This is a genomic window from Dactylosporangium sp. CA-233914 (genome assembly GCF_050942935.1).
Lineage (GTDB): Bacteria > Actinomycetota > Actinomycetes > Mycobacteriales > Micromonosporaceae > Dactylosporangium.
The window spans coordinates 4,939,654-4,964,913 of record NZ_CP192030.1 but is presented as its reverse complement, the minus strand read 5'-3'; the positions used below and the strand labels follow the sequence as shown (position 1 = coordinate 4,964,913).

Below are 25,260 nucleotides of genomic sequence, written 5' to 3'. Positions count from 1 at the left end.
GCGTCGGACCGGGGTCACGGCGCCGTCGGGGTTGGGGCGGGCGCCGGCTCGGGGTGGCGATCCAGTTCACGCCAGGCCGGAAAGACGTACGGGGCCAGCGTGGTGACGAGGTAGGCGCCGCCGAACACCCACAGCGCAGTGTGCAGACCCCACGCCTCCGTAAGGTATCCGCCGGCCAGCGCGCCGAACGGCAGACCGAGCCAGGCGGTCGAGCGGAGCACGCCGAGCACCCGAGCCCGGAGCTCGGGCGGGATCCGCTCGTAGGCGGCCGCGTGGATGACGGGGTTCAGCGTGCCACTGAACACCTCGGCGACGAACCAGGCCGCCAGGACCAGCGCCAACGAGTCGGACAGTGCGAGGACGGCGAACCGCGGAGCCCCGCTGAGCACGTACGACGCGGCGAACGTCGTCCGTCGTGGCAGCTTCGGTGTCAGCCAGGTGCCGAGCAGGCTGCCGAGAACGGCCCCGCCGCCGCCGACGGCGCCGATCAGCCCGAGCGCGGTAGCCGAGCCGACCTCGTCGCGCGCCCACACGGGTACCATTACCTCGGCGAGACCTTGGTCGAGCAGGTTCGTGACGGCGACCATGGTGATGATGCCCAGCAGCAGTCGGTCGCCGCGGGCGAACCGTAGTCCTTCGCCGAGGTCGCGGAGGTAACGGCGCACGTCCAGACCATCCACTGTGGAGGATTCGGGGACCCGCACCCAGATCGCCGCGATGATCGCGGCCACCGCGAAGGTGCCGGCGTTGACGGCCACGACCGCCGGTGGTCCGAGCAGCGTCACCAACACGCCCGCGAGCGGCGCGCCGAGCAGCAGCGCGGCGCGGTTGGCGCCGGAATTGAGGCCGGCGGCCCGTTCCATCGCGATCCCGCCGATCTCGGCGGTCGTCGGGACCAGCGGTCCGTTGGCGCAGTCCGCGGTGCCGCGGCACAGGCCGACGAGCACGGCCAGACCGATGAGGACCGGCGGTGTCAGGACGTGGAGGGCGTAACAGGCTGGGATCAGGGCGATCGCGACGGCCGCCGCCGCGTTGCCCCACACGAGCGAGCGGCGCAGCCCGAATCGATCGACGACCGGCGCGGCCAGCAATTGTGTGGCGACGTAGGGCAGCAGCTGGGCGAACACGACGACACCGGTCTGCGCTGCGCTGCCGGTGGTTGTGAGCACCAGCCAGGGGATGGCGATCGCCGACATTGAGGTGCCGGCCACTGACACCAAGTACGCGGCGATCAGCGCCGTGAAGGGCGCGCGCCGCCTCACGACACGTCCTCGCCGGGCACTCGCACATGGTAAACCGTAAATTGATTGGCCGATTCAGCAGCGCGTCGGGCGGTTTCCGCTGCCCCAGTAGAACGGTCCGGAGGTTGGCTGGATCTTGATGCGCCAACCGATCCGGTCGAGCTGCTGTTCGAGGTCCGCGGGCTGATGCGGGACCTTGACGATCCGGTAGGCCGTCCCGTCGGTGAGCCGGCGTTGAATGACCGGGGAGTGCTCGCCCTCGATGAGTTCCTCGTCCGTACGATAGCCGTCGTCAACGAAGAACACTCGCCCATCCGGCTGCAAACAGTCGGCTACCAGTGACCAGAACGACGCGAAGCGTTCGGTCGGAACGTGCGACAGCCAGAACCCGAAGAACACGACGTCATAGCGACGGTCCGGCCGCCAGCGGAACAAATCGGCCAAGATGAATCGCACCCGTTCCTGGCCCACCCGGGCCGAGGCGATGCCGAGCATCTCGGCAGAGGCGTCCACGGCCGTGACGTCCGTAGCGTGTCGCAGCAGCTGGGTCGTCCACGTACCCGGACCGCAGGCGAGTTCCAGCACACTGCCGGTCGGCCGGAAGGCATCCAGCGCCTGGGACAGCTCGGCGCCGCCGGAAAATGGCAGCGCATGGTCGTCGTACTCGGCCGCAACCGCTTGATAGAACGCGGCCTGTTCGTCAAGCAACGCCGCCAGCTGGTCACCGTCATCCATCCGTCGAATATCTCGGAACCTCGGCCGAGCCGCAACATCGACGCCTTGGAATCCCTCTTCGCCGCACGCTTTCGTTTCAGGCGTATCGTCCGGCCGCCGAGATGGCGGGGAGCACGAGCAGCAGGACCAGGTGCGCACTCGCGCGGTCAGAGGATGCGTCCGAGTTGTCGCCGAGATTCGACGCCGAGTTTGCGGAAGACCTTGCGCAGGTGGTAGTCGACGGTGCTCGTGCTGATGAAGAGGCGTTCGGCGATCTCCGGGTTGGTGAGGCCGTCGCGGGCCAGGGCGGCGATCGTGGCCTCCTGTGGTGTGAGGTCGCTGGTGGTGCCGACGCTGCGCTGGCGGGCGGTCTCGCCGGTGGCGAGCAGTTCCTGGCGGGCTCGCTCGGCGAAGGCCGGCGCGCCGATGTCCTCGAAGGTGCTCAGGGCGATCCGCAGTGCGTCGCGGGCGTCCTTGCGCCGCCGCTGCCTGCGCAGCCATTCGCCGTAGAGGAGGTGGGTGCGGGCGACGTCGCCGATGGCGGCGGTGCCCTGCAGGGTCGTGAGCGCTCGGCGGTACAGCGCCTCCGCGTCCTCCGCCGGCGCGAGCAGCGCCCGGGACCGGTCGAGCAGGCTCAGTGCCCACGGGGTACCGCTGGCCGTCGCCCGCTCGGTGAGCAGCGCGAGCGCGTGCCCGGCCAGCGGCAGGTCGTCCGCGTGGGCGGCGGCCTCGACGAGGTCGGGCAGCACCCGGGTGTAAGCGCCGGCATGGTCGTGCTCGGTCAGTTCGGCGGCCGCGACGGTGGCGGCGGCGTAGTTGCCCAGGCCGAGCTCGAGGGTGACGAGGCCGATGCGGGCGAGGTTGGCGCTGGCGCCCATGCCGAGCCGGGTCGAGGCGTGGTAGGCGCGGTCGAGACGCTCCCGGGCATCGTCCGGCGCCCGCCAGCCGACCTGTTCCGGGCTGCGGTACACCTCCCACATGTACGACGTGTTGGCGACAGCGCTGCGCAGCTCGTGGACCTCCAGCAGCAACTCGTCGGCCGCATCGAGCCGGCCGAGCGTGGTCTCGTGCAGTGCCGAGGCGAAGAGCACGGTTTCGAGCATGTGCAGGGCGCCGGTGCGCCGGGCCACGTCCGCGGCCCGCCGCAGGATGGCCTCGCGCAGCTGGTCGTCCCAGATCCGGGTGGCGGCGGTGACGCCGGTGACATAGTGGGTGAGCAGGTCCACGTCGCTCAGCACGCCGGTGGCGAGCAGGACCAGGCCGCGGCGCACCGTCGGCACGGCGGCGTCGAAGCCGTCGACGACGAGCGTGCCGACGCCGTCGAGCAGTACGTCGGCGAGTGTCTCCTCCTCACCGGGCCGGGCGCGGCGCAGGGCCGTCTCGGCGAGCCGGCGCAGGTCGGTGCCTTCGGTGAGGTGCTCCGACTGCAGCGCCGCGTCGACCGCGCGGAAGAGGGCGTCGCGGGCCAGGTCCGGGTCCTCGGCGCGGAAGGCCTCGTGCGCGGCGAGGCAGGTCGCGGCGACCTGCGTCATGCCGCGCTCGCCGCCGAGGGCGACGATGGTGCGGGCCCGCAGCATGAGCCGGTTGCCCTGGTCGGTGGCGTCGAGCAGACCCGGGTCGATGGCGTCGAGCAGCACGTGGGCCTGGGTCGGCGCGCCGGCGGTGAAGGCGGCGTCGGCGGCGGCCAGCAGCCGCGCGGCACGGGGGCGCTCGTCGGGGGTGAGCTCAGCGGCCCGGGTCAGAAATGTGGCCCGCGCGGCATAGCCGCCCCGGCTGGCGGCGCGGCCGGCCGCCAGTACCAGATCGGCCGCGACCTCCTCGTCGGGCTGCAGCGCCGCCGACGCGCGGTGCCAGGCCCGCCGGTCGGCGTCGGTGGAGCGGGTCGTCGCGCCGGCGAGCGCGCGGTGCGTCTGGCGCCGTTCGGAGCTGGTCGCGCCGCCGTAGACGGCCGAGCGGACCAGCGGGTGGCGGAACCGCACGTCGGGGCCGAGGGACACCAGGCGGGTCCGCTCGGCCGGGTCGGCGGCCTCGGGCCCGACGCCGAGCTCGGCGGCCGCGACGGTGACGTAGCCGATCTCGCCCTGCGGTTCGGCTGCGGCGACCAGCAGCCAGCGCTGGGTCGGCTGGGGCAGGCGGCGTACCTGCTGCAGGTAGTGTGCCTCGAGGCGGTTGCCGACCGGCAGCGGTTCGGGCAGCAACAGGGCCCCGGCGAGCTGGTTGCCGGTCAGCGATGAGGACAGGTCGGTGATGGCGAGCGGGTTGCCGCGGGTCGCGGCGACGATCTGGCCGGCCACCTTCGGGTCCAGGGAGCCGCTGACGACCGATCGCAGCAGCTCCAGCGCATCCTGCTCACGCAGCCCCGCCACCTTCAGCACCGGCAGCCCCTCCAGGACCGCCACGTCGTCGGTGCCCGTGCGGACGGTGAAGACCAGGCCGATGCCCTCGGCATGCACGCGGCGGGCCACGAACGCGAGCACATTGAGCGACTCGCGGTCCAGCCACTGCGTGTCGTCGACGCAGCACAGCACTGGGCCACGGTCAGCGACGCCGGCGAGGAGCGACAGCACCGCGAGGCTGACCAGGAACCGGTCCGGTGTCGCCCCGTCGGCCAGGCCGAACGCCACCGACAGCGCGTCGCGCTGGGTGGCCGGCAGCCCGCCGAGGTCCTTGAGGTGCGCGACGAGCAGCCGGTGCAGCGCGGCGAACGGGAACTCGGCCTCGGCCTCGACGCCGGCGACCCGCAGCACCTGCACGTCGGCCGCCGCCTCGACGGCGGCGTCCAGCAACGCCGTCTTGCCGATGCCGGCCTCGCCCCGCAGGACGATGACCTGGCTCATCCCGGCGCGAATGTGCCCGATCAACGCGTCCAGCGACGCCCGCTCCGTGTCCCGTCCCAGCAGCACGGCAGCAGACTACCGCCGCACTACGCAGTCGCACGGGGACGACTACGCACTCGGGGGTACGACTACGCAGTCCTGAGGACGCGATCGGCGACCCGGCGTTCTTACCGTGACCCGAAACTCACGGTACCGGCCGAGGGGAGGGTTACCGTCGATGATCGAGTTGGCTGACGGCCGGCACATCATGCACGGCCGGGACGCCGAGCTGGCCGCCGTCGAGCGCCTGCTGGCCGGCGCGCGCGCCGGCCAGGGCGCGGCGCTGGTGGTGCGCGGGCACGCCGGCATCGGCAAGACGATGCTGCTGGCGGCCGCCCGCCGGGCCGCGGTCGAGGCCGGGATGGTGGTGCTCACCACCAACGGCGCCGAGGCGGAGGCGGCGCTGCCGTTCGCCGGCCTGCACCAGCTCCTCGCGCCGCTGCTGGACAACCTGCGTGCGCTGACCCCGCGGCTGCAGCGCACGCTGCGCGGCGCGTTCGGGCAGGAGGACACCCGCCCGGACCTGTTCACCGTCGGGCTCGCGGTGCTGGAGCTGCTCGGCGACCGCGCGGCGAGCACGCCGCTGCTCATCCTGGCCGAGGACGCGCACTGGCTGGACCCGGAGACCTTGGACGTTCTGGTGTTCGTCGCCCGGCGGCTGACGGTGGAGCCGATCGCCGCGGTGATGGCGGTGCGGGCGCAGCACACCGGCGTTCTCGCCGGCACCGGCCTGGGTCAGCTGCACGTCGAGGAGCTCGACGACGACGCGGCCCGGCGGGTGCTGGCCGACCACGCGCCCGGGCTGGCGCCCGGCCTGCGCGAGCGGATCCTGGCCGAGGCGGCCGGCAACCCGCTCGCGCTCGTCGAGCTGCCCCGCCTCGTCACGTCCGGCGGCGCCGAGGACCTGCCAGAGCTGCTGCCCCTCAGCGAGCGGCTGGAGACGGCGTTCGCGGACCGGTTCGCCCAGCTGCCCGCGCCGACCCGGGCGGTCGTGGCCGCGTTCTCCGCCGACACCGGCTGCCCGTTGCCGGCGCTGCTGGCCGCCGCCCGCGCGCTGGCCGGAGAGCAGGTGGCCGCGGAGGCGATCCAGCCGGCGATCGACGCCGGCTTGCTGCAGATCCAGGCCCGCCGGCTGAGGTTCCGCCATCCGCTCGTCCGCTCGGCCGTGTACCGCACGGTGAGCGACTTCGCCCGGCTGACGATCCACTCGGTACTCGCCGACGCGCTCCCCGACGACCCGGACCGGCGCGCCTGGCACCGCAGCGCCGCGACGCTCGGGCCCGACGAGGAGGTCAGCGGCGAGTTGGAGGCGGCCGCCGATCGGGCGCTGGAGCGGGGTGCGCTCGGCGTCGCCGTCACCGGGCTCGACCGGGCCTCGGAGCTGACCGGCGACCCGGGCCGGTGTTCGTCGCTGCTGCTGCGGGCCGCGGAGCTGGCCTCGCAGCTGCACGACCGGCGGGTCGCCGTGCGGCTGCTCGCGAAGGCCGACCCGGCGCAGGGCGACGTCGCCGACCGGGCCCGGCTGGCGCTGGTCGGCGACATCGTCGAGCCCGGCGACGTGCGCGACGCCAGGCGCATCGACCTGCTGTGCGACCTGGCCCTGGAGGTCCACGCCGGCGGCGACACCGCGCTCGCGGCCATGCTGTGCTGGCGGGCGGCGTCGCGCTGCTGGTGGGCCAGCCTGCCCTCGGACGTGGGCGGGCGGGTCACGGCGGTGCTGGGCAAGCTCGGCTTCGCCGCCGACGAGCCGGCGGCGCTGGCCATCGCTGCCTACGCCCAGTCCGACGTGCTCGGCGCCGGCGTGCTGCGGCTGCTGCCCACGCTGGTACCAGACCGCAGCGACACCGACGGCATGCGGTTCCTCGGCGGCGCGGCGCTCATCCTCGGCGACTTCGTCACCGCGTCGTCGTTCATGGGTACCGCCGCGGCCGGCTACCGCGCCCAGGGCCGGGCCGCGCTGCTGGCCCGCACCCTGTCGTCCACCGGCTTCGTCCGGCTCTGGCTGGGACGGTGGCCTGCGGTGCGGGCCGACCTGGAGGAGGCCGAGGCTCTCGCCGAGGAGACCGGCGACCACTTCTGGGTCGTCGCGGCCCGGGCCAGCCAGGCGTTGCACGAGGCGATGTGCGGCCACCACGAGGCCGCGTTCCGCCTCGCCGCCGACGTTCTGGCCAGCCCGCTCGTCGTCGGGGTGCGCTTCGCAGCCGAGGCCGCGCAGCACGCCCGCGGGGTCGCCGCGAACGCCGCCGGCCGCCACGACGAGGCCCTCGACATCCTCGTCCGGGTCTTCGACCCCGCCGATGGGACCTACCACCTCGACATGTCCGGCTGGGCCCTGCCTGACCTCGCCGACGCCGCCGTGCGCTCGGGGCGGCAGCACGAGGTACAGGACATCATGGCCCGGGCCCGGGAGCGGGCGGCCCGGTTCCCGTCACCGGCGCTGCTGCACTGCCTCGCCTACGCCGCCGCGGTGCTCGCCCCGGAGCGGGAGGCCGGCGACGCGTTCCGCGACGCGCTGGCCATGGACCTCAGCGAATGGCCGGTCCACCGCGCCCGGCTGCAGTTGGCGTACGGGGCATGGCTGCGCCGGGGCAAGCGCATCCTGGAGTCCCGGGCGCCGCTGCGCGCGGCCCGGGACGGCTTCGACGCGCTCGGCGCCGCCGCCTGGGGCCGTCTCGCCCGAGAGGAGCTGCGCGCCGCCGGCGAGGAGAGCACCGGCCGCGCCGTACCGTCCGGGGAACAACTCACCGCCCAGGAACTGCAGACCGCGATGCTGGCCGCGGCGGGGCTGAGCAACCGGGAGATCGGCCAGCGGCTGTTCGTGTCGCACCGCACCGTCAGCTCGCACCTGTACCGCATCTTCCCGAAGCTCGGCATCACCGGCCGCGCGCAGCTACGTGGGGCGCTCGACGCGCTGCAGCACGGCACCGGCTGACACAGTCAACCTACGGATGCGCGCCACCTGGCCGGCGTGCAGTGTCGGGTGCAGCCGACCGCGCACCGCAGCGGGCCCGACACACAGGTGAGGACGACACCGTTGAAGGACGTACGAGTCACGCACATCGGGGGCCCGACGGCCCTCATCGAGGTCGCCGGCTGGCGCATCCTCACCGACCCCACGTTCGACCCGCCCGGGCGCCGCTACTCGTTCGGCTGGGGCACGAGCTCCCGCAAGCAGACCGGCCCCGCCCTCGACCCGAACGAGGTCGGGCCCATCGACGCCGTCCTGCTGTCCCACGAGCACCACGCCGACAACCTCGACGACCGCGGCCGGGCGCTGCTCGCCGGCGCGCCGGTCGTGGTCACCACCCGAGCCGGGGCCCGCCGCCTCGGCGGCACCGCCCGAGGCCTGCGGCCCTGGGACGACACCGTGCTCGACGGCCCCGAGCGGCGGCGGATCACCGTCACCGCGACGCCCTGCCGGCACGGCCCGCCGCTGAGCCGCCCGATCGCCGGCCCGGTCATCGGGTTCGCGCTGCAGTGGGGCGGCCAGGAGCACGGCGTCCTGTGGATCACCGGCGACACCGTGCTGTTCCCCGGGGTACGCGAGGTGCCGCGCCGCCTGACCGTCGACACCGTGCTGCTGCACCTCGGCGCCGTCCGGTTCCCGATCACGGGCCGGCTGCACTACAGCCTGACCGCCGCCGAGGCGGTCCAACTGTGCACGCTGGTCCAGCCGCGCACGATCATCCCCGTGCACTACGAGGGCTGGACGCACTTCAGCCAGGGCCGCGAGGCGGTCGAGCGGGCCTTCGCCGCCGCCCCGGACGGGCTCGGCGAACGCCTCCACTGGCTGCCGCTGCGCCCGGCGCAGTCGCCGTAATCAGCGACAGTAAACCTACCGATGCCCGGCCGGCCCGGGATCCCACAGCGTGGTGGCACACCGCTCCTCACTGATGAAAGGGAACCAGACATGCCGACCACCCGCCGAGCGCTGATCGCCGGCTCCGCCGCGGTCGCCGCGGGCACCCTCCTCGGGGCGCCTGCGGCGTCCGCGCAGGGCCGGCCCGGCCAGAACAAGCCCACCGTCGTGCTGGTGCACGGCGCGTTCGCCGACGCCTCCGGATGGAAGGACGTCGCCCGCATCCTGCAGTGCGACGGCTACCAGGTCCTCGCGCCGGCCAACCCGCTGCGCAGCGTCTCCGCCGACTCCGCCTACCTGGCCAGCATCCTGGCCACGCTCACCGGCCCGATCGTGCTGGCCGCGCACTCGTACGGCGGGATGGTCATCACCAACGCCGCGCTGGGCAACCCGAACGTCAAGGCCCTCGTCTACGTCGCCGCGTTCGCTCCCGACCAGGGCGACACGCTGCAGGGCCTGCAGCTACAGTTCCCCGGCAGCAGGCTCGGCCCGGAGGCGCTGGACTTCCGGCCGTACGGCGAGGGCGTCGACGGCTACGTCAAGCCGGCCGTGTTCCGCGACGTGTTCGCCGGCGACCTGCCGAAGGCGACCACCGACGTCATGGCGGTCACCCAGCGCCCCGGCGATGTGCGCACGCTGCAGGAGCCCTCCGGCGCGCCGGCCTGGAAGAGCATTCCCAGCTGGTACCTCGTGGCCCGCAACGACCACCTCATCCCGCCCGCTGCGCAGCGGTTCATGGCGCAGCGCGCCGGCGCCCGCACCACCGAGGTCAACGCCTCGCACGTCGCGATGATCTCGCAGCCGCGCGTCACCGCCGCCGTCATCACGTCCGCGGCTCGCTGAAAGGGGCCAGCATCATGTACGTCACCACCACCGACGGCGCCTCCATCTTCTACAAGGACTGGGGCGCCGGCCGCCCGGTCGTGCTCTCGCACGGCTGGCCGCTGAACTCCGACAGCTGGGAGGCGCAGGCGCTGTTCCTGGCGGCCAACGGCTACCGGGTCATCGCCCACGACCGGCGCGGCCACGGGCGATCCACGCAGACCTGGCACGGCAACGAGATGGACACCTACGCCGACGATCTGGCCGCGGTCGTCGAGGCCCTCGACCTGCGCGAGGCGACCCTGGTCGGGTTCTCCACCGGCGGCGGCGAGGTCGCCCGGTACATCGGCCGGCACGGCACCGGCCGCGTCGCCCAGGCCGCGCTGGTCTCCGCGGTCCCGCCGTTCATGCTGCAGACCCCGGACAACCCCGGCGGGGTGCCGATCGCGGCGTTCGACGCGATCCGGGCCGGGTCGGCGGCCGACCGGTCGCAGACGTACAAGGACCTCGCCGACGGCCCGTTCTTCGGCCACAACCGGACGGGCGCGCACGTCTCCCAGGGCATCCGCGACGCGTTCTGGCTGCAGTCGATGGCGGCCGGGCACCGCAACGCCTACGAGTGCATCGCGGCCTTCTCGGCCACCGACTTCCGGCCCGACCTGGCCAAGATCGACGTGCCGACGCTGGTCATCCACGGCGACGACGACCAGGTCGTGCCGTTCGAGGTCGGCGGCATGGCCTCCTCCGCGCTGATCAAGGACGCTCGGCTGATCGTCTACCCGGGCGCGCCGCACGGCATCACCGACACCCACAAGGAGCAGCTCGGCCACGACCTGCTCGCGTTCCTCGAGGAGTACGACGGATGAGCACCATCGTTCTGGTCCACGGCCTGTGGGTGACCCCGCGCAGCTGGGAGCACTGGGTGCCCTACTACGAGGCGAAGGGGCACACCGTCCTGACGCCCGCCTACCCCGGCTTCGAGGTCGAGGTGGAGGCGCTGCGCGCCGACCCCAGCCCGATCGCCACGGTCACCGTGCCCGAGACCGTCGCGTACCTGGAGAAGATCATCACGGCGCTGCCCGAGAAGCCGATCATCATGGGCCACTCGTTCGGCGGCACGCTCACCCAGCTGCTGCTCGACCGCGGCCACGGCGCCGCCGGCGTGGTCATCGACTCGGCACCGCCGGAGGGCATCCGGGTCACCCCGCCCTCGCAGATCAAGTCGCTGTTCCCGATCCTCAACAACCCGGCGAAGCGGCACCAGGCGGCCGGGTTCACCCCGGCCCAGTTCCACTACGCCTTCACCAACACGCTGTCCGAGCAGGACGCGATGGCCGCCTACGAGCGCTACGCGATCCCGGCCCCCGGTAGCTGGGTCTGGACCTACGGCCTGCTGGCCAACTTCACCCCCGGCAAGCAGGAGACGTGGGTGAACTTCCACAACGAGCAGCGGGCGCCGCTGCTGTTCATCGCCGGCGGCGCCGACCACATCATGCCGCCGTCGGTGAACAAGTCCAACGCCCACCACTACAAGGCGCCCGGCACGGTCACCGAGTACTACGAGTTCCCCGGCCGCTCCCATTGGACCTGCGCCGAGCCCGGCTGGGAACAGGTCGCCGACCACGCCCTCGACTGGGCAACGCGCCACACACGGTAGGCCAACCCGCAGGAGCCACGCATTCCCGACCATGCGCACGGCGGACTCAAATCCTCCGGCCAACACCAGCCATGACCGGGCGAACAGTCTCCGACCGCTCCGCGCATCGCCGCACTTCCGGCTCCCAGAACGTCTCACGCCTGCTCACCGGCACGTTGATCCGGACCGGTGAGCAGGCGTGTCGCGCAAAGACGACCAACAAGATCAACGCGATGTCATCGGCAAAATCGCGCGGCGGTCCCCGCTATGTGCCGGAGGCCATGTCGGCGGCGAGGATGTAGCCAGCATGGCGGTCGACGTTCTTGCGGGCGTGGTCGTAGCGCATGGTGGTGCGGGGGTCGGCGTGGCGGGCGGCGATCCGCACGTCGCGCAGGCTCACGCCGGCGTCGAGCACGGTCGTCACGAACGCGTGTCGCAGCACGTGGGGGTGCATCCGCGACATCCGGACGCCGGCGGCAGCCGTAGGCGAACACGTTGCGCGACCGGTGCCGGTGCTGCTCCGTGCCGCACAACGAGATGCCGGTCACGCCATCCGCCAGTGGGCGCGTGAAGGCGGCCTTGCCGGCCGAGTGTCTCCCGCTACGACCGCCGCGGTCCGCAACGCGTCCATGGCCGGGTTGTCGGGCGTGGAAACGGCCCAGGACAGGGGCGGGGGCGCCCCTTCATGGCGGGCGATCAAGGCCTTCGACAAGTCAGATCATCCAGATTGCGAAGGCACTCACTCATTCCTGATCATGGGTTGACGCACTCAGCGGCTCGGTCGCCGGCGCGGGTTGGGCCCGTGTGGACGTGCCGATGCGGTCGCCGGCCGTAGATTGGTGGGCATGACGTCGTTGCTGTCGTTGTCTGTTGAGCGCCTGAGGGTGATTGTGCGTATCGACGGCGACGACGTCAGCCGCGCCGACGGCAACGACGGCCCCGATCCGTGGCACGCACTGGTGCCGGTGAACCGCTTCGTGGCGACCGGCGAGCCCACGACCGCGACGATTGCGTGCTGCCCGAGCTGCGGCCCGGATTGCGACGCCGTCGAGGCGCGCATCCGCCGCGAGGGTGACGCCGTGCGCTGGGAGTGGGGCCGGCGAGGAGCGCGATAGGAGGATAGGCGGCACACGACGCTGTTCGACGCTGCGGCCTACGACGCCGAGGTGGCCCGCGTCGGGGCCGAGCACGGCTGGGAGACGGCGGAGCGCCGGGCCGGACGGCTCATCCTCACCGGCCTTGCCCTGCCGCCACGGATCGAGGGTGTCAGGGTCCACGCCGACCGCTCCGGCAAGCTCGAGGTGTGGCTCGAGGAGCCGGACGAGTACCAGATCTTCGTGAGCGCGCCCTGGGACGAGGAGCGGCCCGACGAGAGCGCCGCCGAGGTGCGGGCCGTGCTCACCGGGCCGGCCGCACGATGGCCCGCGAGATGGCACAGCATCAAGGCGTGCCGGGAGGGCCCGCCACCGTACGCCGGTCCGTCCTGGCAGCCCATGAAGTTCTGATCCCAGGGCGGAACCAGGCCCGACTGGCGGTGATGAGCGGACACGACGCTCGGGGGCACCGGTCCGGAGACTGATCAGTGTTGGGCGCACATCTCCGCCAGACACTGCTCCCGATACCAGCGGCGAGAGCGCGTACGCGACCCTGGGCCGGATCGTCGAGGAGGCGCCGGCCGGGGCGCTGCTCGAGTCCTGCAGCTCGTCGGTGACGTGGACCAGGCGATGGCCTGGCAAGCCGGGCGGCCGCGGGCACCTGGCCAACGTGTTCGGCCTCGACGACAAGACCGCCATCCGCTACGCCGACGCAGCCAAGCACATCCTGCAGACAACAACCGAGCAGCATGCCCGTATGGGCGTACAGGTCCACGTACACAGCCAGGTACACGCTGACTGCGGAGATCGGCGGCCCCCGCCGTAGCAAAGCCGGATCCACATGGGGCCGAGATCAACGCCTGCCGTCCGTGGCTGCCATCGCCGCAGGGATCACCGGCCCGTACCGACTACGGTCCGCTCACCGTACGTTCGATGGTTGCGCGCGGATCGCGGCGTGTGCGTGCACCATTTGACATTATGGCCAGCCGTGCGGGGCAGCGAGTCCGGCTGGATTCTGGGAAAATGAATACATGGGGCAGCTGCAATTGTTTAGCAAGTCTGAATTGGCTGCCATGCGTGACCGGACCAGGTCGCGTCGTTATTCCGCGGCGAATGAGGAGTTCCGTCAGGAGCATGCCCGGCATCGCGCGTGGGGGCTCGCCCAGCGACACGCCGAGAAGCTCCGCCGAATACGCGCGAGCACCCCGCCAGGAAGTGTGGCCGCCGACGGCCGGGAAGGCTCAGTGAACGAACCGGCCCTGGCCACGCCACCGGCCCAGGCCACCGCCACGGCCTCGGCGCTACGCACGGACACGGCCTCGGCACCGCGCACGACCCGGCATAGCCAAGCCGCAACCCCGGCACCGCGCACGGCCACGGCACGGCCGCCAGCCACGACCACGACCTCGGCACGGTTGCCAGCCACGGCCGCGACGCGACCGCCCGTGGCCCCAGCCACGACCTCGGCACCACCACCGGCCATGGCCACGGCCACGGCGCGGCCGACTGAAGCCCCAGCCAGGGCCTCCACACCACCACCGGCCATGACCACGGCCACAGCGCGGCCGACTGAAGCCCCAGCCAGGGCCTCCACACCACCACCGGCCATGACCACGGCCACAGCGCGGCCGACTGAAGCCCCAGCCACGGCCTCCGCACTGCCGGCCAAAGACAGGGCCTCGGCGCCGCCACCGGGCAAAGCACCGCCACCGGGCGAAGCGCCCGCGCGGCCCGGGCAACCCCGCGACCGATACCGGCCCGGACGACCACGCCCGCACCCGACGCATGGCACCGACCAACCCGGCGCCGCCACGCAGCACCGGCCCGCACCCACCGCTCAGCGCCATCCCACCGGCCCGTCGGCACAGCGCCGACACACCAGCGAGAATCCGCGCCGGCCCGCCGACACGGCACCACGAAGAAATACCGGCAAGCACTCCAGAGCTGTTCCCGGGGTGACTGATCAGGTGTTGGTCGGCGGGTTGACTTGACCTGCGTGGTTTGTGCTGGATCATGATCGGGTGTCCGGATCGCCGTCCATCGTGGAGCTGCTTGAGCGGCTTGCCCGGTTGGAGGCTCGGATCGGTGCGCTTGAGCGTGAGAACGGCGGGCTGCGGCAAGAGAACGCGGTGTTGCGGGCGGAGAACGCAGATCTGCGGGCCCGGCTCGGGCAGGACTCGTCGAACTCGTCGAAGCCGCCGTCGTCGGACGGCCTGGGGAAGCCGGTGCCGAGGTCGTTGCGGCAGCGGTCGGGTCGCCGCCCGGGCGGGCAGCCCGGCCATGAGGGCCGCACGCTGCGGCAGGTCACCGACCCGCACGAGCGCATCACGCATGAACCGGCCGGCTGCGGCCGGTGCGGTGATGACCTGAGTGGTGCCCCGCTGGCCGCGACGGTGGTGCGGCAGGTGTTCGAGCTGCCCGATATCGGGGTGCGGGTGAGCGAGCATCGGATCGTGTCGCGCCGGTGCGGGTGCGGGCAGGTCACCGCGGGCCGGGCGCCGGACGGGGTCGATGCCCCGGTGCAGTACGGGCCCCGGGCCCAGGCTGCCGCAGTGTATTTGCAGCAGGCGTTGTTCGGGGCGCAGGCGCGGACCGCGCAGGCGATGGCGGATCTGTTCGGGGTGGCGATGTCGGCCGGCGCGGTCGCTGCCGCGCACGCTCGTGCCAGCGACGTCCTGGCTGATTCGGAGTTTGTCGATCAGGTCCGTGACGCGCTCAGCAGCGCGAGCGTGGTCCATGTCGACGAGTCCGGGTTGCGGGTCGCGGGGCGGCTGCACTGGGTGCACGTGGCTACCACCGGCAAATACACCCTGGTATGGGTCCATCCGAAGCGTGGCCGGGCCGGGATCGACGCCGGGCAGATCATGGGCTGCATGACCGGGATCGCCGTGCACGACGCGTGGGCCCCGTACGACACCTACACCCCGGGTGGACACCAGTTGTGCTGTGCGCATCTGTTGCGCGAGCTTGCCGCCGCCGGCGAACTGGCACCCGAGGCGGTGTGGCCCGGACAAGCGACAGACGCGCTGCTGGCACTCAAGACCGCCGCTGACACCGCCCGCGCTGCGGGCCGGACCGGGATCGACGCGGACCTCCTCGCGGAGCAGACCGGCTTGTTCCGCCAGGCCGCCCTGGTCGCGGTCAAGGACCACCAGCACGAGACCTGCAAGACCGGCCGGAAACTGACTGCCCTGGCCCGGCGGATGCGCGACCGGATCGACGACTACCTGCGCTTCGCGACCGATCTGCGGTCCCCGTTCGACAACAACACCGCCGAGCGGCAGATCCGCATGGTCAAAATCCGGCAGAAAGTATCCGGCTGCTTACGCACCCTCGACGGAGCCCAGCAATTCACGCTGATCCGCTCCTACCTCGCCACCGCCGCCGCGCACGGCCGCAACATCATCAACGCCCTCACCGAACTCGCCACCGGCCATCCCTGGCTACCCACCGCCGCAGCCACCACCTGATCAGTCACTTCCCGGGAAATGCCACGCACGCAATCCGTAAAGCCCTATCCAAACGGGCCACCGACCAGAAATTCCGAGCGCCATAATCATGACGACGACGCACGAAACACGCGCGCTCATCGACAGGAGCGGATGGAAGGTGGCCGCTTCTCGAATCGCCGCCTACACGCGCGGTTACCGCGTTGTCCCGTGTCGATCTCCACATGCGCCATGCGGACGATGACGGCGGCTGGCCGGTCCCCACCTTCGGTGTGTAGGCCAAGCTGTACGTAACATTCCGGCCAGCGCGCCGACATCCCGACCGGTTCCATCGAACCCAAGGAACCGGTCGCGCCGCCAAAGGCCGATGGACCCTGGGGTTCCCGGTGAGGAACCGTCAGTTTCGCCGAACGCACGGGGGCCGAGGCCCTGCGCTTGTGTAGCTGACCCGCGCCGCCAAATCTTTGATCTTGCCGGGTGGTGATCGGGGTGAGGAGGACTCGCGCGAAGAAGGCGCGAGGGTGATCTTGGAACCTCGACGGTGACTCCGGGCGAGCGGCCGATGCCGCCGACCATCTCAGACACTGCTCCCGATACCAGCGGCGAGAGCGCGTACGCGACCTTCTCGGCCTCACCGTCACCACCCGGAAGCGGATCGCCTCTTCGCCGGCCACCTGGAGCACTACGAGGCCGGCAGGGAAGCCGGACCCACGCGCGTTCCGGCACACGGTCGAACGATTCGAGGAGCCTTTCCATCGCCAGGGCAGAGCATATACCGCGACATGGTATATGCTCCGGGCATGGAGTCATTGAGTGAGCAGTCGTTCCTGATCCTCGCGGCGCTCGCCGATCAGCCCCGGCATGGCTACGGGCTGGTTACGGAGGTCGCCGCGATGTCCGAGAACCGGATCCAGCTCCGGGCGAGCACGCTCTACGCGGCGCTGGAGCGCCTCGCCGGGCGCGGACTCGTCGAGTCTGAACGTGACGAGGTGGAGAACGGCCGGCTGCGCCGTTACTACCGCTTGACGGACGCGGGTGCGGCTGCGGTGGAGGCCGAGACGCAGCGGATGACCGCCCAGGCCCGCGCGGCGAAGCGCCGTCTCGCCCGGCGTGCCCAGCAGTCGGCGCCTCGGCTCGGGCTGACCGGATGAGCCCCTCGGACCCGATGGGGCCGCTGGAACGGCGCTACCGCCGGCTGCTGCGGCTGTTGCCCGCCGGACACCGGGCCGCCCGTGGTGAGGAGCTACTCGGGCTCCTGCTCGACCTCGATGACGGTCGCGACCGGCCCAGCCTCCGGCAGGCCGTCGGGGTGTTCGGCCTCGCGCTGCGGCTTCGGCTGGCCGGCGCGGCATCCCTGCTGCTCGCCGCGTTCCTCGTGGCTTACAGCACGGAAATACTCGAAATCGTGTACAGCATCAACACCGGCGGATCGATCAGCGTCGACAGCCGGTTCCCCATGCACAACACGGCCCTGGTACTGCTGATCCCCAGCCTGCTCCGGATCGGCCTCACCGTGTCCTGGATCGTAGGAGCCCGCCGCACGGCCCTGGCGGTCCTCGCTGTGCTGCTCGCCTACTCGCTGTCCGCCGGCGGCCCTTGGCTGCTCGACGTCGCGCTCCTGGTGCCGCTGGGAGCAGCCGTGGCGTGGCGGTGGCCGGCACCACGCCCGCGGGTCGTACTGCTGGCAACGATCCCGCTCGCGATGCTGCTGTGGACGCTCATGGCGGTGTGGAACGTCTACATGTTGCCCGACAGCAAGCTGCTGTCCGTTAGCGCCGTCGTCGCCCTGCTCGGCATGGTCGGCGGTCTGTTGCGCCACCGGCCCTCCCGCAACGGTAGCGATCCGCACGGACCACGAGACCGACCGACACCCGCAACAGGCTGACCTGGTTGCCGGCCCCGGGTTGTCTGTCGCTGATGGACAGACAACCAGCTGCACGAAGTCCGGGAAGGCGGTGAGGCGCCTTCCCGGACTTCGTGGGGTTTGCCGGACGGGGTCAGATGAGCCAGCGGTTGCGCTGGACGATCGGGAGCTTGGCCCAGCGGCGGCCGAGGCCCCAGGTGTGGCCGGCGTAGGCGGCGGCCAGGACGATGAGCACGACGGCGTAGACGACGTGGTAGTCGGTGAGCGGGTTGGTCGAGCCGGTGGGCGCGCCCTTGGCGGTGTGCTGGGCGAGGGGCCACTCGGCCAGCCACATGCCGGCCATGATGAGGGTGCCCGAGGCGGCGGCGACGCGCAGGCCGATCCCGGCGATCAGGGCCAGGCCGATACCGAGCATGCCGAACATGAACAGCCAGTTGGCGTACCAGGTGCCGGCGATGGTGTGGAAGAAGCCCTGCAGCGGTCCGGCGTCCACCGAGGCGAGGAAACCCTTGGTGGGGTTGCCGCCGTTGATCCACGCCTTGGCCTCAGGAGTGCTGTAGCCCAGGCCGAAGGTCTTGTCGAGGAACGCCCAGAGGAACACGAACCCGGTGGCGTAGCGCAGCACCGCGAGGGCCTTGGCGGCGGTCCGGGTGAGCATGCCGCCCGGGGCTTCGACGTGCTCGAGTTGGCTGGCCTGGTGGATGTGTGCGGTGCTCATTTCGGCCTCCCTGTGCCGTGCTCTCTCTGTGACACACACATCGTCGTCCGGGGCCCGCACCGGGCGCCCGTGCCGAACCTCCCCGAACCGGCGGGACGGAGGTCCCGAATCCGCGAGGACCTTCTCCTACCAGTAGTGGCGCCGCCCGCCGACCGGCCGGCCGAGCGAGCCGAGGATGAACAGCACCGCGCCGATGACGATGAGGATGATGCCGATCGTGGTGAGGACCGAGATGCCGAAGAACAAGCCGAGCAGCAGCAGGATGACGCCGAGGATGATCATGTCTGTCTCCCTCCGTCCGGTCGGGCGGCGTGGCACCTACCCTGCTTCGCGGCCGGCAATCCTCGCGGGGTGTTTCGGTACCGCCGGTGTGGGCAACCCAATGATCGACGGTGCCGGTGTGATCCGCATCGGCGTGATCGACCGACGACGGGAGGGCTCGATGAGCTTCCAGGACAAGGTCCAGCACAAGGCCGAAGAGGCCAAAGGCGCTGCCAAGGACAAGGTCGGCGACCTGACCGACGACGAGCGTCTGCAGGCCGAAGGCCGGTCCGAGCAGAGCTCCGCGAACGTCAAGCAGGCCGGGGACAAGGTGAAGGACGCGGCCGGCAAGGCCAAGGACGCCCTGAGCTGACCCGGCGGCAGACACGAGAGGAGTACCGATTCACGCCAGCGGTGGTTGGCATGAATGCGGCGCGGACGGGAAAATGGCGGCTCATGGCAGTACCGCAGAATGTGACCGCGACCCGGCAGGCCCTCGGCGCCGTCGGCGTGTGGACCACCTCCCTGCAGCGTGAGCCCGCCGCCGTGCAGCGTGAGGCGGTGGCGCGCATCGAGGCGCTGGGCTACGGGTCGGTGTGGCAGGGCGAGGTCGTCGGGGCCAACGACGTCTTCGCGCAGGAGGCGGTGTGGCTGGCGGCCACCTCCCGCATCGTGGCCGGCACCGGGATTGCGAACATCTGGGCCCGCCACGCCGGCACGGCCCGGGCCGCGGCGGCCACGCTCGCCGACGCGTGGCCGGGGCGGTTCGTGCTGGGGCTCGGCGTCAGCCACGCGCCGATCGTGGAGCGGTCCGGGCAGGCGTACAGCAAGCCCCTGCAGCGCATGCGCGAGTACCTCGACGGTATGGGCGACGTGCCCGCCGGCCTGCCGGTGGTCCTCGCCGCGCTGCGCCCGCGGATGCTGCAGCTGGCCGCCGACCGGGCCGGCGGTGCGCACACGTACTTCGTGCCGCTGGAGCACACCGCCCAGGCCCGCGCGGTGCTCGGGCCCGACCGGCTGCTCATCCCCGAGCAGGCCGTCGTCGTGGAGACGAGCCCGCAGGTGGCGCGGGAGGTCGCGCGCCGGCACACCGTTCGTTACCTGCAACTGCCCAACTACGTCAACAACCTCCGGCGCCTCGGCCTCACCGGCGAGGATCTCGACGGCGCCGGCAGCGACCGGCTCGTCGACGCGATCGTGGCCTGGGGCACGCCTGCGGACATCGCGGCGCGGGTCCGGGCCCACCTTGACGCGGGCGCCGACCACGTGCTCGTCCAGCCCCTCGGCGACGGCGCCGGCGACGCGCTGCGCCAACTGGAGGAGCTGGCCCCGGCGCTCATGCCCTGACGGGCGGCGACCCGGCCTCACGGCTCGCCGGGCGCGGGGCCCTCCTGGCGTACGACGCCGGCCCGGGCGGCGGCGACGATGATCCGCACGAACAGCCCGATGTACGCGAGATCGGCGAGCATCTGCACCATGACCAGCAGCCGGGCCGCCTCCGACACCGGGACGATGTCGCCGAAACCGACGGTGGCGAACACCGTCACGGAAAAATAGAGCGCGTCGAAACGGGTGACCCGTTCGGAGAAGGCGGCGGGGCGGGCACCGGACATCAGCACGTACGACGTGGCGAACAGCAGCATCAGCAGCGGAAACGACAGCCCCAGCGCCTCGGCGGCGCGCAGCCACGGGTGCGCCGAGCGCAGCACCGCGCGGACCTGCCAGGCGACCAGGGCCCCGATGAGCGCCAGCCCGCCCACGGCCTCCGCCCACACCGGCGCGCTCGACGCCCCCGCCAGCGGCGCGATGAGGTACCACACCACGGCGGCCGTGGTGACGAGGACAGTGCGCAGTACGGCTGCGAGGTACGTGCCGGCACGTGGAGTGCTCATGCGTTTCCTTGTCGAGGACACCGACCCCTCGGACTCCATCAGCCACGCCGCCGCCGCGCGGACAGATCCGTCGCCCGGCCACCGGATTTCCCCCGCGTCCGCCCCGGCACGGCCGCGCCATCACCCGGGCCGGGACGTCCTGACCGGCTCAGTCGAGGGCCCGCGCGCCGGATCGCGGCCGGTCCGGGCCCGGCCAGGACAGCGCGGCATGCGGGCCGGCGCCGTGGACGAATCGGTCCGGGCGCAGCACGGCCAGGCCGACGCCGTGCCGGTCGAACCAGTCGCCGAGCGCGCCGCCGGCGTCGACGACGTTGATCACGTCGTGGGCCGGGGCGGGCGGGGACCCGGCCGAGCCGGCGGGCAGGACCCGCACGAACGTCGCCGCGGGACCCGCCCAGTCGGCCACGGTACGCTCGTCCACGGCCGGGCCGATCACCGTGAAGGCCGGGCCGAGTACGTCGTCGAGCCGCCGCAGGATCGCCGAACCCGGGGTGGTGACCTTGGGCTGGGGGAACATGGTGCCGATCGGGCCCCGGGCGACGCCGCCGGCCAGCGCCGGGGCCGGCTTGAACTCGAAGTGGCGTACGAAACGGCGGACCCGGGGCAGGGTCTGCACGGCGCGCAGCACCGCGTCGCGCGCGGCGGCCGCGTAGCGGTTGCGGACCAGGAAGACCTTGCCCAGCCGGACGCTCGTGACCGCCATCTGCTCGGCGTGCGGGCGCCGTTCGGCCTCGTACGTGTCGAGCAGGTCCGGGTCCGCGGCGCCCTCGAGAACCAGTGCGAGCTTCCAGGCGAGGTTCGCGGCGTCACGCAGCCCGCTGCACAGGCCCTGGCCCAGGAACGGCGGCATCTGGTGGGCCGCGTCGCCGAGCAGGAACACCCGCCCGTGCCGCCACCGCTCGGCGAGCAGGTGGTGGAACGTGTAGACGACGGCGCGGGTGACGGTGAAGCGGTCCGGGTCGACGTACGGGGCCACGAGCCGGGCGATCGTCTCCGGGCGGGTCATCTCCGGCGGCGTTTCGCCGTCGCGGAGCATGAACTCCAGGCGGTACGTGCCGAACGCGCCCGGCGAGACGAACGCCGGACGGCGCCAGTCGCAGACGAACCGGGTCCGCGGCAGCCGGACGCCGCCGGCCGCGACGTCACCGGAGACCGCCAGCCACGGCTCCTCGTACGACGTGCCGGCCAGCCGGATGCCGGCGGCGGTCCGCGTCGCGCTGCGGGCGCCGTCGCAGCCGAGCACGTACCTGGCCCGTACCGGGCCGGACTCGCCGGTCGTGACGTCGCGCAGCGCGACCGTGACGCCGTCGCCGTCCTCGGTCAGGCCGGTGAGCTCCACCCCGGTGCGCAGGGTCACGTGCGGGAACCGGGCGAAACCCGCGCGCAGCGTCGCCTCGAGGCGCGGCTGGTCGAAGAAGTGCAGGGGTGCGGCGCCGAGCCCGAAGTCGATCTCGTCGAGGGCGATCGTGGCGAAGGGCCGGCCGTCGCCGCCGACGTAGTCGACGACCGGCGGCGCGTACATGTCCGCGGCCACCTCGTCGCGCAGCCCGGCCTGCTGGTACACCCGCAGCGCCTCGTCGTCGCAGGAGAACGCGCGCGGCTGCCGGTGCGGCTCGGTGCTGCGCTCGACGACCAGGGTGCGCACGCCGCGCGTGCCGAGCAGGTTCGCGGTGAGCGCGCCGACCGGCCCGCAGCCCACCACCACGACGTCGTAGTCCATACCCCCTAGACAAGACGAGGGCTGTTGGAATCCTGTTGAGGCCGGTCTCCACAGCGGGCCGCCAGCAGCCCGGCACCCTGCTCGGCGGCGATCGCGGCGCCGTGGCGCAGGTCCCGCTCGTCGCCGCGGGCCAGGCCCCGCAGGCGGCACAGCTCGGCGGTGAGCACCCGTTCGCCGACGGCCTCGGCCGCGGCGAGGCCCACGTCGGCCAGCTCCGCGGCGGTGCGCCGCTCGCCGGCGGTGAGGTACGCGTCGGCCATCGCGGCGATCGCGATCGTGCGGGTGGAGCGCAGCCCGTGGCGGTAGATGGCCTCGCCCGCGGCCCGCATCGCGGGCAGCCGCGCCGGCTCGCCGCCGTGCACCGCCGCCCAGTGCTCCAGGAAGTCGCCGATGCCGACGAAGTGCGGTATGTGCTGGCGCGCACCGATCTCGCGGCACCGCCCGGCGGCCTCCCGGCCGGCGCCGGCGTCGCGCTCCTGCAGGGCCGTCCAGGCCGCGAACAGCACGGCGTTGCCGCGGCCGTACGGGTTGTCGGCGCGCTCGGCGAGCTCCCGCGCGGCCGCCAGGTCGGCCTGCGCCGCCGGCCGGTCACCGCGCAGCGAGCGCACCAGCGCCCGGAAGTTGTACGGCGACAGCGTCGGGGTGCGGCCGATCTGCCCGCGCAGCCGGCGCGCCTCGACCGTGCGCAGCCGGTCGACGGCGGCGGTCAGGTGCGCGTCGGCCGCGGCGAGGCGGCCGGTGAAGTAGGCGACGACGCCGAGCAGGTACGGCCCGGCGGCGGCGAGCAGCGGATCGTCGTGCGGTGCGGCGCCGGTCAGCCGGTGGCCCAGGTCGGCGGCGATGGCGAACTCGGCGCGGTTGCAGGCGACCTCGCCGAGCGTCCACAGTGCGGTGCGCAGGTCGGCGGCGGGGCCGGCGAGCGGGAGCAGCCGCCGGGCGCGGGCCGCGGCCCGTTCGACCGCGTCGCTGCCCACGCCGACGGTGATCTGCAGCAGCGAGGTGCGGTGCAGCTGCACGGCGAGCTCGGCCTCGGCCGCCTCCGGCGAGGTGGCGGCGTCGGGTGCGAGCCGGTCGGCGGCGCGGTCGAGGTGGGCGAGGGCGTCCTCGTACGCCAGCCGCCACGTGGCGTCGTCGGCGGCCCGCAGCGTCCAGCGCAGGAAGTCCTCGCCGTGGCCGAGCCCGGTCGCCTGCCCGTAGTGGCGGGCCAGCTCGGCCGCGGTCAGCCCGCCGAGGCCCGGCATCGCCGCCGCGGCACCGGCGAGGCGGGCGTGCAGCACGGCCCGGCGCGGCGCGGCGAGCTCGGCGTAGGCGATCTCGGCGAACAGCGGGTGGCGGAAGCGCACCGCGCCCGGTCCGGCCCCGGCGATCAGGTGCGCGGCGGCCGGGGCGGCCAGCAGCGCGGCGGCGTCGGTGCCGCTCGCCGCGCCCAGCAGCCGCAGGTCGAGCTCGCGCCCGGCGACGCTGAGCAGGTCGAGGCACTCGCGGGTGGCCGGGCCGGGCGCGTGCAGCCGCAGCCGGACGGCGTCGCGCACGCTCGGCGGCAGCGCGTCCCGCTCGTCGGGCGGCCCGGCCGGCGCGAGCAGCTCGGTCAGGAAGAACGGGTTGCCGCCCGTGCGGTGCAGCAGCCGCTCGACGAGCCCGGCGGCCGGTGCCACTCCGGTCCGCCCGCGCACCAGGTCGGCCACGGCGTCGGTACCGAGGCCCTCCAGCCGCAGCTGAGCGCCGCCGGGGGCGCGGGCCAGGTCGGCGAGCGTGGCGACGAGCCCGGCGTCGTGGTCGTACGGCCGCGTCGTGACGACGAGCAGCACCCGGCTGCGGTGCACGGTGGTGGCCAGGTATCGCAGCAGCAGCCGCGAGTCGGGATCCGCGGCGTGCAGGTCATCGAGGACGACGACCAGCCCGGCCGGCCCGGCGACCGCGTGCACGAGCCCGGCGACGGCCTCGTAGGCCCGGAACCGGGCCGCCGGGCCGGGCTCGTCGGCGCCGTGGGCCGCGTCCGCCGTGAAGCCGGCCAGGGCCGCGTGCGCCGCGGGATCGCCGGCTCCGGGCAGTACCGTCAAATCGCGCAGGACCTGCGTCCACAGCCAGAACGGCGGCGCCTCGCCGAGGTCGGGGCAGCGGCCCCAGACGACCGGGACCGCCTCCCGCGCGGCCCGGTCCGCGATCGCGCAGGCCAGGCTGGTCTTGCCGATGCCGGGCTCGCCGACGATGATCGCGACGCGGCCGCCGTCGCGGGCGGCCTCCGCCAGCAGCCGGGCCAGCCGGGCCAGCTCGGCGTCCCGGCCGACGAGCGGGGACCGGTGCGCCGCGGCGGGGGCGGCGGGGTCCTCGACGGTGTGGGTGAGGATGCGCCGGTGCAGCTCGCGCAGCCGCGGGCCGGGCTCGACGCCGAAGTCGTCGGCCAGCAGCCGGCGGCCGGTGTCGAACACGGCGAGTGCCTCGGTCTGCCGGCCGGCGTGGTACAGGGCGAGCATCAGCTGCTCGCGCGCCGCCTCCCGCGCCGGGTGGCCGGCGACCAGGCGCCGCAGGTCCGGCAGCACCGCGTCGTGGCGCCCGGCGGCCACCGCGGCGGTGAGCCGGCCCTCCTGCGCGCTCAGCCGGGCCTCGGTGAGGCGGGCGACGTCGGGGCGTACGGCGGCGAGGTCGGCGACGGGCAGCTCGCCGCGCCACAGGGCCAGGGCCTCGGCGTAGCACCGCTCGGCCGCGCCGGGATCGCCGTCGGCGAGCGCCCGGGCACCCGCGCCGGCGAGCGCGGTGAACCGTTCGGCGTCGATCGCCTCGGGCGCGACGCACAGCTCGTGGCCCCCGTCGCGGGAGCGCACGATCCGGCCCGGCGAGCGCGGCCCGCGGCCGGGTTCGAGGGCACGGCGCAGGCCGGCGACGTAGGTGCGCAGCGTCACCGCCGCGCCCGGCGGCGGCGCGCCGTCCCAGAGGGCCTCGACGAGCCAGTCGGCCGTGACCGGCCGGTTGGGGCGCAGGAGCAGCAGCGACAGCAGCGTGCGCTGCTTGGGGCCGCCGATCGCGACCGGCTCGCCGTCGCGAGACACCAGTAACGGCCCCAGGACCCCGAACCGCACGGCGCTTTCCCTCGTCACTCCGGCACGAACCTGCTGA

The 25,260-nt window shown here is 73.1% G+C and carries 21 protein-coding genes; 12 read left to right on the top strand and 9 right to left on the bottom strand.

What is annotated here, in order from left to right; genetic code table 11:
* Positions 1–14: 14 nt before the first annotated feature.
* The 3 genes from ACQPY0_RS22140 to ACQPY0_RS22130 all read right to left on the bottom strand — a co-directional run bounded on the left by ACQPY0_RS22140 (position 15) and on the right by ACQPY0_RS22130 (position 4,858).
* On the bottom strand, positions 15–1,262 hold the full coding sequence (locus ACQPY0_RS22140) for an MFS transporter (RefSeq protein WP_432991786.1): 1,248 nt from the start codon (positions 1,260–1,262) through the stop codon (positions 15–17).
* Between the two features lie 54 nt (positions 1,263–1,316).
* A complete protein-coding gene (locus tag ACQPY0_RS22135) occupies positions 1,317–1,976 on the bottom strand; it encodes a class I SAM-dependent methyltransferase (protein ID WP_432991784.1) in 660 nt (219 codons plus the stop codon).
* 146 nt (positions 1,977–2,122) lie between these two features.
* Positions 2,123–4,858: an AAA family ATPase gene (locus tag ACQPY0_RS22130; RefSeq protein WP_432991782.1), complete on the bottom strand. Its 2,736-nt coding sequence runs from the start codon at positions 4,856–4,858 to the stop codon at positions 2,123–2,125.
* A gap of 151 nt (positions 4,859–5,009) precedes the next feature.
* On the opposite strand from ACQPY0_RS22130, the gene ACQPY0_RS22125 reads away from it, so the two are divergent.
* The 5 genes from ACQPY0_RS22125 to ACQPY0_RS22105 all read left to right on the top strand — a co-directional run bounded on the left by ACQPY0_RS22125 (position 5,010) and on the right by ACQPY0_RS22105 (position 11,169).
* Complete coding sequence (locus ACQPY0_RS22125) at positions 5,010–7,763, top strand: helix-turn-helix transcriptional regulator (RefSeq protein ID WP_432991780.1); 2,754 nt, start codon at positions 5,010–5,012, stop codon at positions 7,761–7,763.
* Between the two features lie 102 nt (positions 7,764–7,865).
* Positions 7,866–8,651 carry an MBL fold metallo-hydrolase gene (locus ACQPY0_RS22120; protein ID WP_432991778.1) on the top strand — a complete coding sequence of 262 codons (786 nt, stop codon included), beginning with the start codon at positions 7,866–7,868 and terminating at the stop codon, positions 8,649–8,651.
* 90 nt (positions 8,652–8,741) lie between these two features.
* Positions 8,742–9,533 carry an alpha/beta fold hydrolase gene (locus ACQPY0_RS22115; protein WP_432991776.1) on the top strand — a complete coding sequence of 264 codons (792 nt, stop codon included), beginning with the start codon at positions 8,742–8,744 and terminating at the stop codon, positions 9,531–9,533.
* 14 nt (positions 9,534–9,547) lie between these two features.
* Entirely contained in the window at positions 9,548–10,378 is an 831-nt protein-coding gene (locus ACQPY0_RS22110) for an alpha/beta fold hydrolase (RefSeq protein WP_432991774.1), read from the top strand.
* Positions 10,375–11,169, top strand: a complete 795-nt coding sequence (locus ACQPY0_RS22105; protein WP_432991772.1) for an alpha/beta hydrolase — start codon at positions 10,375–10,377, stop codon at positions 11,167–11,169. Before ACQPY0_RS22110 ends, ACQPY0_RS22105 begins: the two co-directional genes overlap by 4 nt.
* Before the next feature lie 244 nt (positions 11,170–11,413).
* Here the strand turns inward: ACQPY0_RS22105 and ACQPY0_RS22100 are convergent, their stop codons facing one another.
* Positions 11,414–11,602 carry a tyrosine-type recombinase/integrase gene (locus tag ACQPY0_RS22100; protein WP_432991770.1) on the bottom strand — a complete coding sequence of 63 codons (189 nt, stop codon included), beginning with the start codon at positions 11,600–11,602 and terminating at the stop codon, positions 11,414–11,416.
* A 391-nt stretch (positions 11,603–11,993) separates the two neighbouring features.
* Here ACQPY0_RS22100 and ACQPY0_RS22095 point away from each other — a divergent pair, with 391 nt between their 5' ends.
* The 5 genes from ACQPY0_RS22095 to ACQPY0_RS22075 all read left to right on the top strand — a co-directional run bounded on the left by ACQPY0_RS22095 (position 11,994) and on the right by ACQPY0_RS22075 (position 17,576).
* Positions 11,994–12,263 carry a hypothetical protein gene (locus tag ACQPY0_RS22095; protein WP_432991768.1) on the top strand — a complete coding sequence of 90 codons (270 nt, stop codon included), beginning with the start codon at positions 11,994–11,996 and terminating at the stop codon, positions 12,261–12,263.
* Positions 12,264–12,314: 51 nt separating this feature from the next.
* A complete protein-coding gene (locus ACQPY0_RS22090) occupies positions 12,315–12,653 on the top strand; it encodes a hypothetical protein (protein WP_432991766.1) in 339 nt (112 codons plus the stop codon).
* Positions 12,654–14,263: 1,610 nt separating this feature from the next.
* Positions 14,264–15,712 carry an IS66 family transposase gene (tnpC, locus tag ACQPY0_RS22085; RefSeq protein WP_432991764.1) on the top strand — a complete coding sequence of 483 codons (1,449 nt, stop codon included), beginning with the start codon at positions 14,264–14,266 and terminating at the stop codon, positions 15,710–15,712.
* 779 nt (positions 15,713–16,491) lie between these two features.
* Positions 16,492–16,842, top strand: coding sequence for a PadR family transcriptional regulator (locus ACQPY0_RS22080; protein WP_432991762.1), 351 nt, complete (start codon positions 16,492–16,494; stop codon positions 16,840–16,842).
* On the top strand, positions 16,839–17,576 hold the full coding sequence (locus ACQPY0_RS22075) for a hypothetical protein (protein WP_432991760.1): 738 nt from the start codon (positions 16,839–16,841) through the stop codon (positions 17,574–17,576). The genes ACQPY0_RS22080 and ACQPY0_RS22075 overlap by 4 nt, the downstream gene beginning before the upstream one ends.
* 112 nt (positions 17,577–17,688) lie before the next feature.
* On the opposite strand, the gene ACQPY0_RS22070 is transcribed toward ACQPY0_RS22075, so the two are convergent.
* Entirely contained in the window at positions 17,689–18,273 is a 585-nt protein-coding gene (locus tag ACQPY0_RS22070) for a hypothetical protein (protein WP_432991758.1), read from the bottom strand.
* A gap of 126 nt (positions 18,274–18,399) precedes the next feature.
* Positions 18,400–18,555: a DUF6131 family protein gene (locus ACQPY0_RS22065; RefSeq protein WP_432991756.1), complete on the bottom strand. Its 156-nt coding sequence runs from the start codon at positions 18,553–18,555 to the stop codon at positions 18,400–18,402.
* On the opposite strand from ACQPY0_RS22065, the gene ACQPY0_RS22060 reads away from it, so the two are divergent.
* Positions 18,554–18,907, top strand: a complete 354-nt coding sequence (locus tag ACQPY0_RS22060; protein WP_432991754.1) for a CsbD family protein — start codon at positions 18,554–18,556, stop codon at positions 18,905–18,907. The two genes, ACQPY0_RS22065 and ACQPY0_RS22060, sit on opposite strands and share 2 nt — an antisense overlap.
* Positions 18,908–18,990: 83 nt before the next feature.
* On the top strand, positions 18,991–19,881 hold the full coding sequence (locus tag ACQPY0_RS22055; protein ID WP_432991752.1) for a TIGR03620 family F420-dependent LLM class oxidoreductase: 891 nt from the start codon (positions 18,991–18,993) through the stop codon (positions 19,879–19,881).
* A 17-nt stretch (positions 19,882–19,898) separates the two neighbouring features.
* On the opposite strand, the gene ACQPY0_RS22050 is transcribed toward ACQPY0_RS22055, so the two are convergent.
* The 3 genes from ACQPY0_RS22050 to ACQPY0_RS22040 all read right to left on the bottom strand — a co-directional run bounded on the left by ACQPY0_RS22050 (position 19,899) and on the right by ACQPY0_RS22040 (position 25,223).
* Positions 19,899–20,426, bottom strand: a complete 528-nt coding sequence (locus tag ACQPY0_RS22050) for a potassium channel family protein (RefSeq protein ID WP_432991750.1) — start codon at positions 20,424–20,426, stop codon at positions 19,899–19,901.
* A 148-nt stretch (positions 20,427–20,574) separates the two neighbouring features.
* Positions 20,575–22,146, bottom strand: a complete 1,572-nt coding sequence (locus ACQPY0_RS22045; RefSeq protein ID WP_432991748.1) for a bifunctional 3-(3-hydroxy-phenyl)propionate/3-hydroxycinnamic acid hydroxylase — start codon at positions 22,144–22,146, stop codon at positions 20,575–20,577.
* A 5-nt stretch (positions 22,147–22,151) separates the two neighbouring features.
* The gene (locus ACQPY0_RS22040; protein WP_432991746.1) at positions 22,152–25,223 is read right to left on the bottom strand and encodes a BTAD domain-containing putative transcriptional regulator; all 3,072 of its coding nucleotides are present in this window, start codon (positions 25,221–25,223) and stop codon (positions 22,152–22,154) included.
* Positions 25,224–25,260 lie beyond the last annotated feature (37 nt).

Bases quoted from the DNA above. Each gene is read 5' to 3' on its own strand.
- ACQPY0_RS22135 (WP_432991784.1), bottom strand. From the start codon at position 1,976: ATGGATGACGGTGACCAGCTGGCGGCGTTGCTTGACGAACAGGCCGCG.
- ACQPY0_RS22125 (WP_432991780.1), top strand. From the start codon at position 5,010: ATGATCGAGTTGGCTGACGGCCGGCACATCATGCACGGCCGGGACGCC.
- ACQPY0_RS22115 (WP_432991776.1), top strand. From the start codon at position 8,742: ATGCCGACCACCCGCCGAGCGCTGATCGCCGGCTCCGCCGCGGTCGCC.
- ACQPY0_RS22110 (WP_432991774.1), top strand. From the start codon at position 9,548: ATGTACGTCACCACCACCGACGGCGCCTCCATCTTCTACAAGGACTGG.
- ACQPY0_RS22105 (WP_432991772.1), top strand. From the start codon at position 10,375: ATGAGCACCATCGTTCTGGTCCACGGCCTGTGGGTGACCCCGCGCAGC.
- ACQPY0_RS22100 (WP_432991770.1), bottom strand. From the start codon at position 11,602: ATGCACCCCCACGTGCTGCGACACGCGTTCGTGACGACCGTGCTCGAC.
- ACQPY0_RS22095 (WP_432991768.1), top strand. From the start codon at position 11,994: ATGACGTCGTTGCTGTCGTTGTCTGTTGAGCGCCTGAGGGTGATTGTG.
- ACQPY0_RS22080 (WP_432991762.1), top strand. From the start codon at position 16,492: ATGGAGTCATTGAGTGAGCAGTCGTTCCTGATCCTCGCGGCGCTCGCC.
- ACQPY0_RS22075 (WP_432991760.1), top strand. From the start codon at position 16,839: ATGAGCCCCTCGGACCCGATGGGGCCGCTGGAACGGCGCTACCGCCGG.
- ACQPY0_RS22070 (WP_432991758.1), bottom strand. From the start codon at position 18,273: ATGAGCACCGCACACATCCACCAGGCCAGCCAACTCGAGCACGTCGAA.
- ACQPY0_RS22060 (WP_432991754.1), top strand. From the start codon at position 18,554: ATGTCTGTCTCCCTCCGTCCGGTCGGGCGGCGTGGCACCTACCCTGCT.
- ACQPY0_RS22065 (WP_432991756.1), bottom strand. From the start codon at position 18,555: ATGATCATCCTCGGCGTCATCCTGCTGCTGCTCGGCTTGTTCTTCGGC.
- ACQPY0_RS22055 (WP_432991752.1), top strand. From the start codon at position 18,991: ATGGCAGTACCGCAGAATGTGACCGCGACCCGGCAGGCCCTCGGCGCC.
- ACQPY0_RS22050 (WP_432991750.1), bottom strand. From the start codon at position 20,426: ATGAGCACTCCACGTGCCGGCACGTACCTCGCAGCCGTACTGCGCACT.
- ACQPY0_RS22045 (WP_432991748.1), bottom strand. From the start codon at position 22,146: ATGGACTACGACGTCGTGGTGGTGGGCTGCGGGCCGGTCGGCGCGCTC.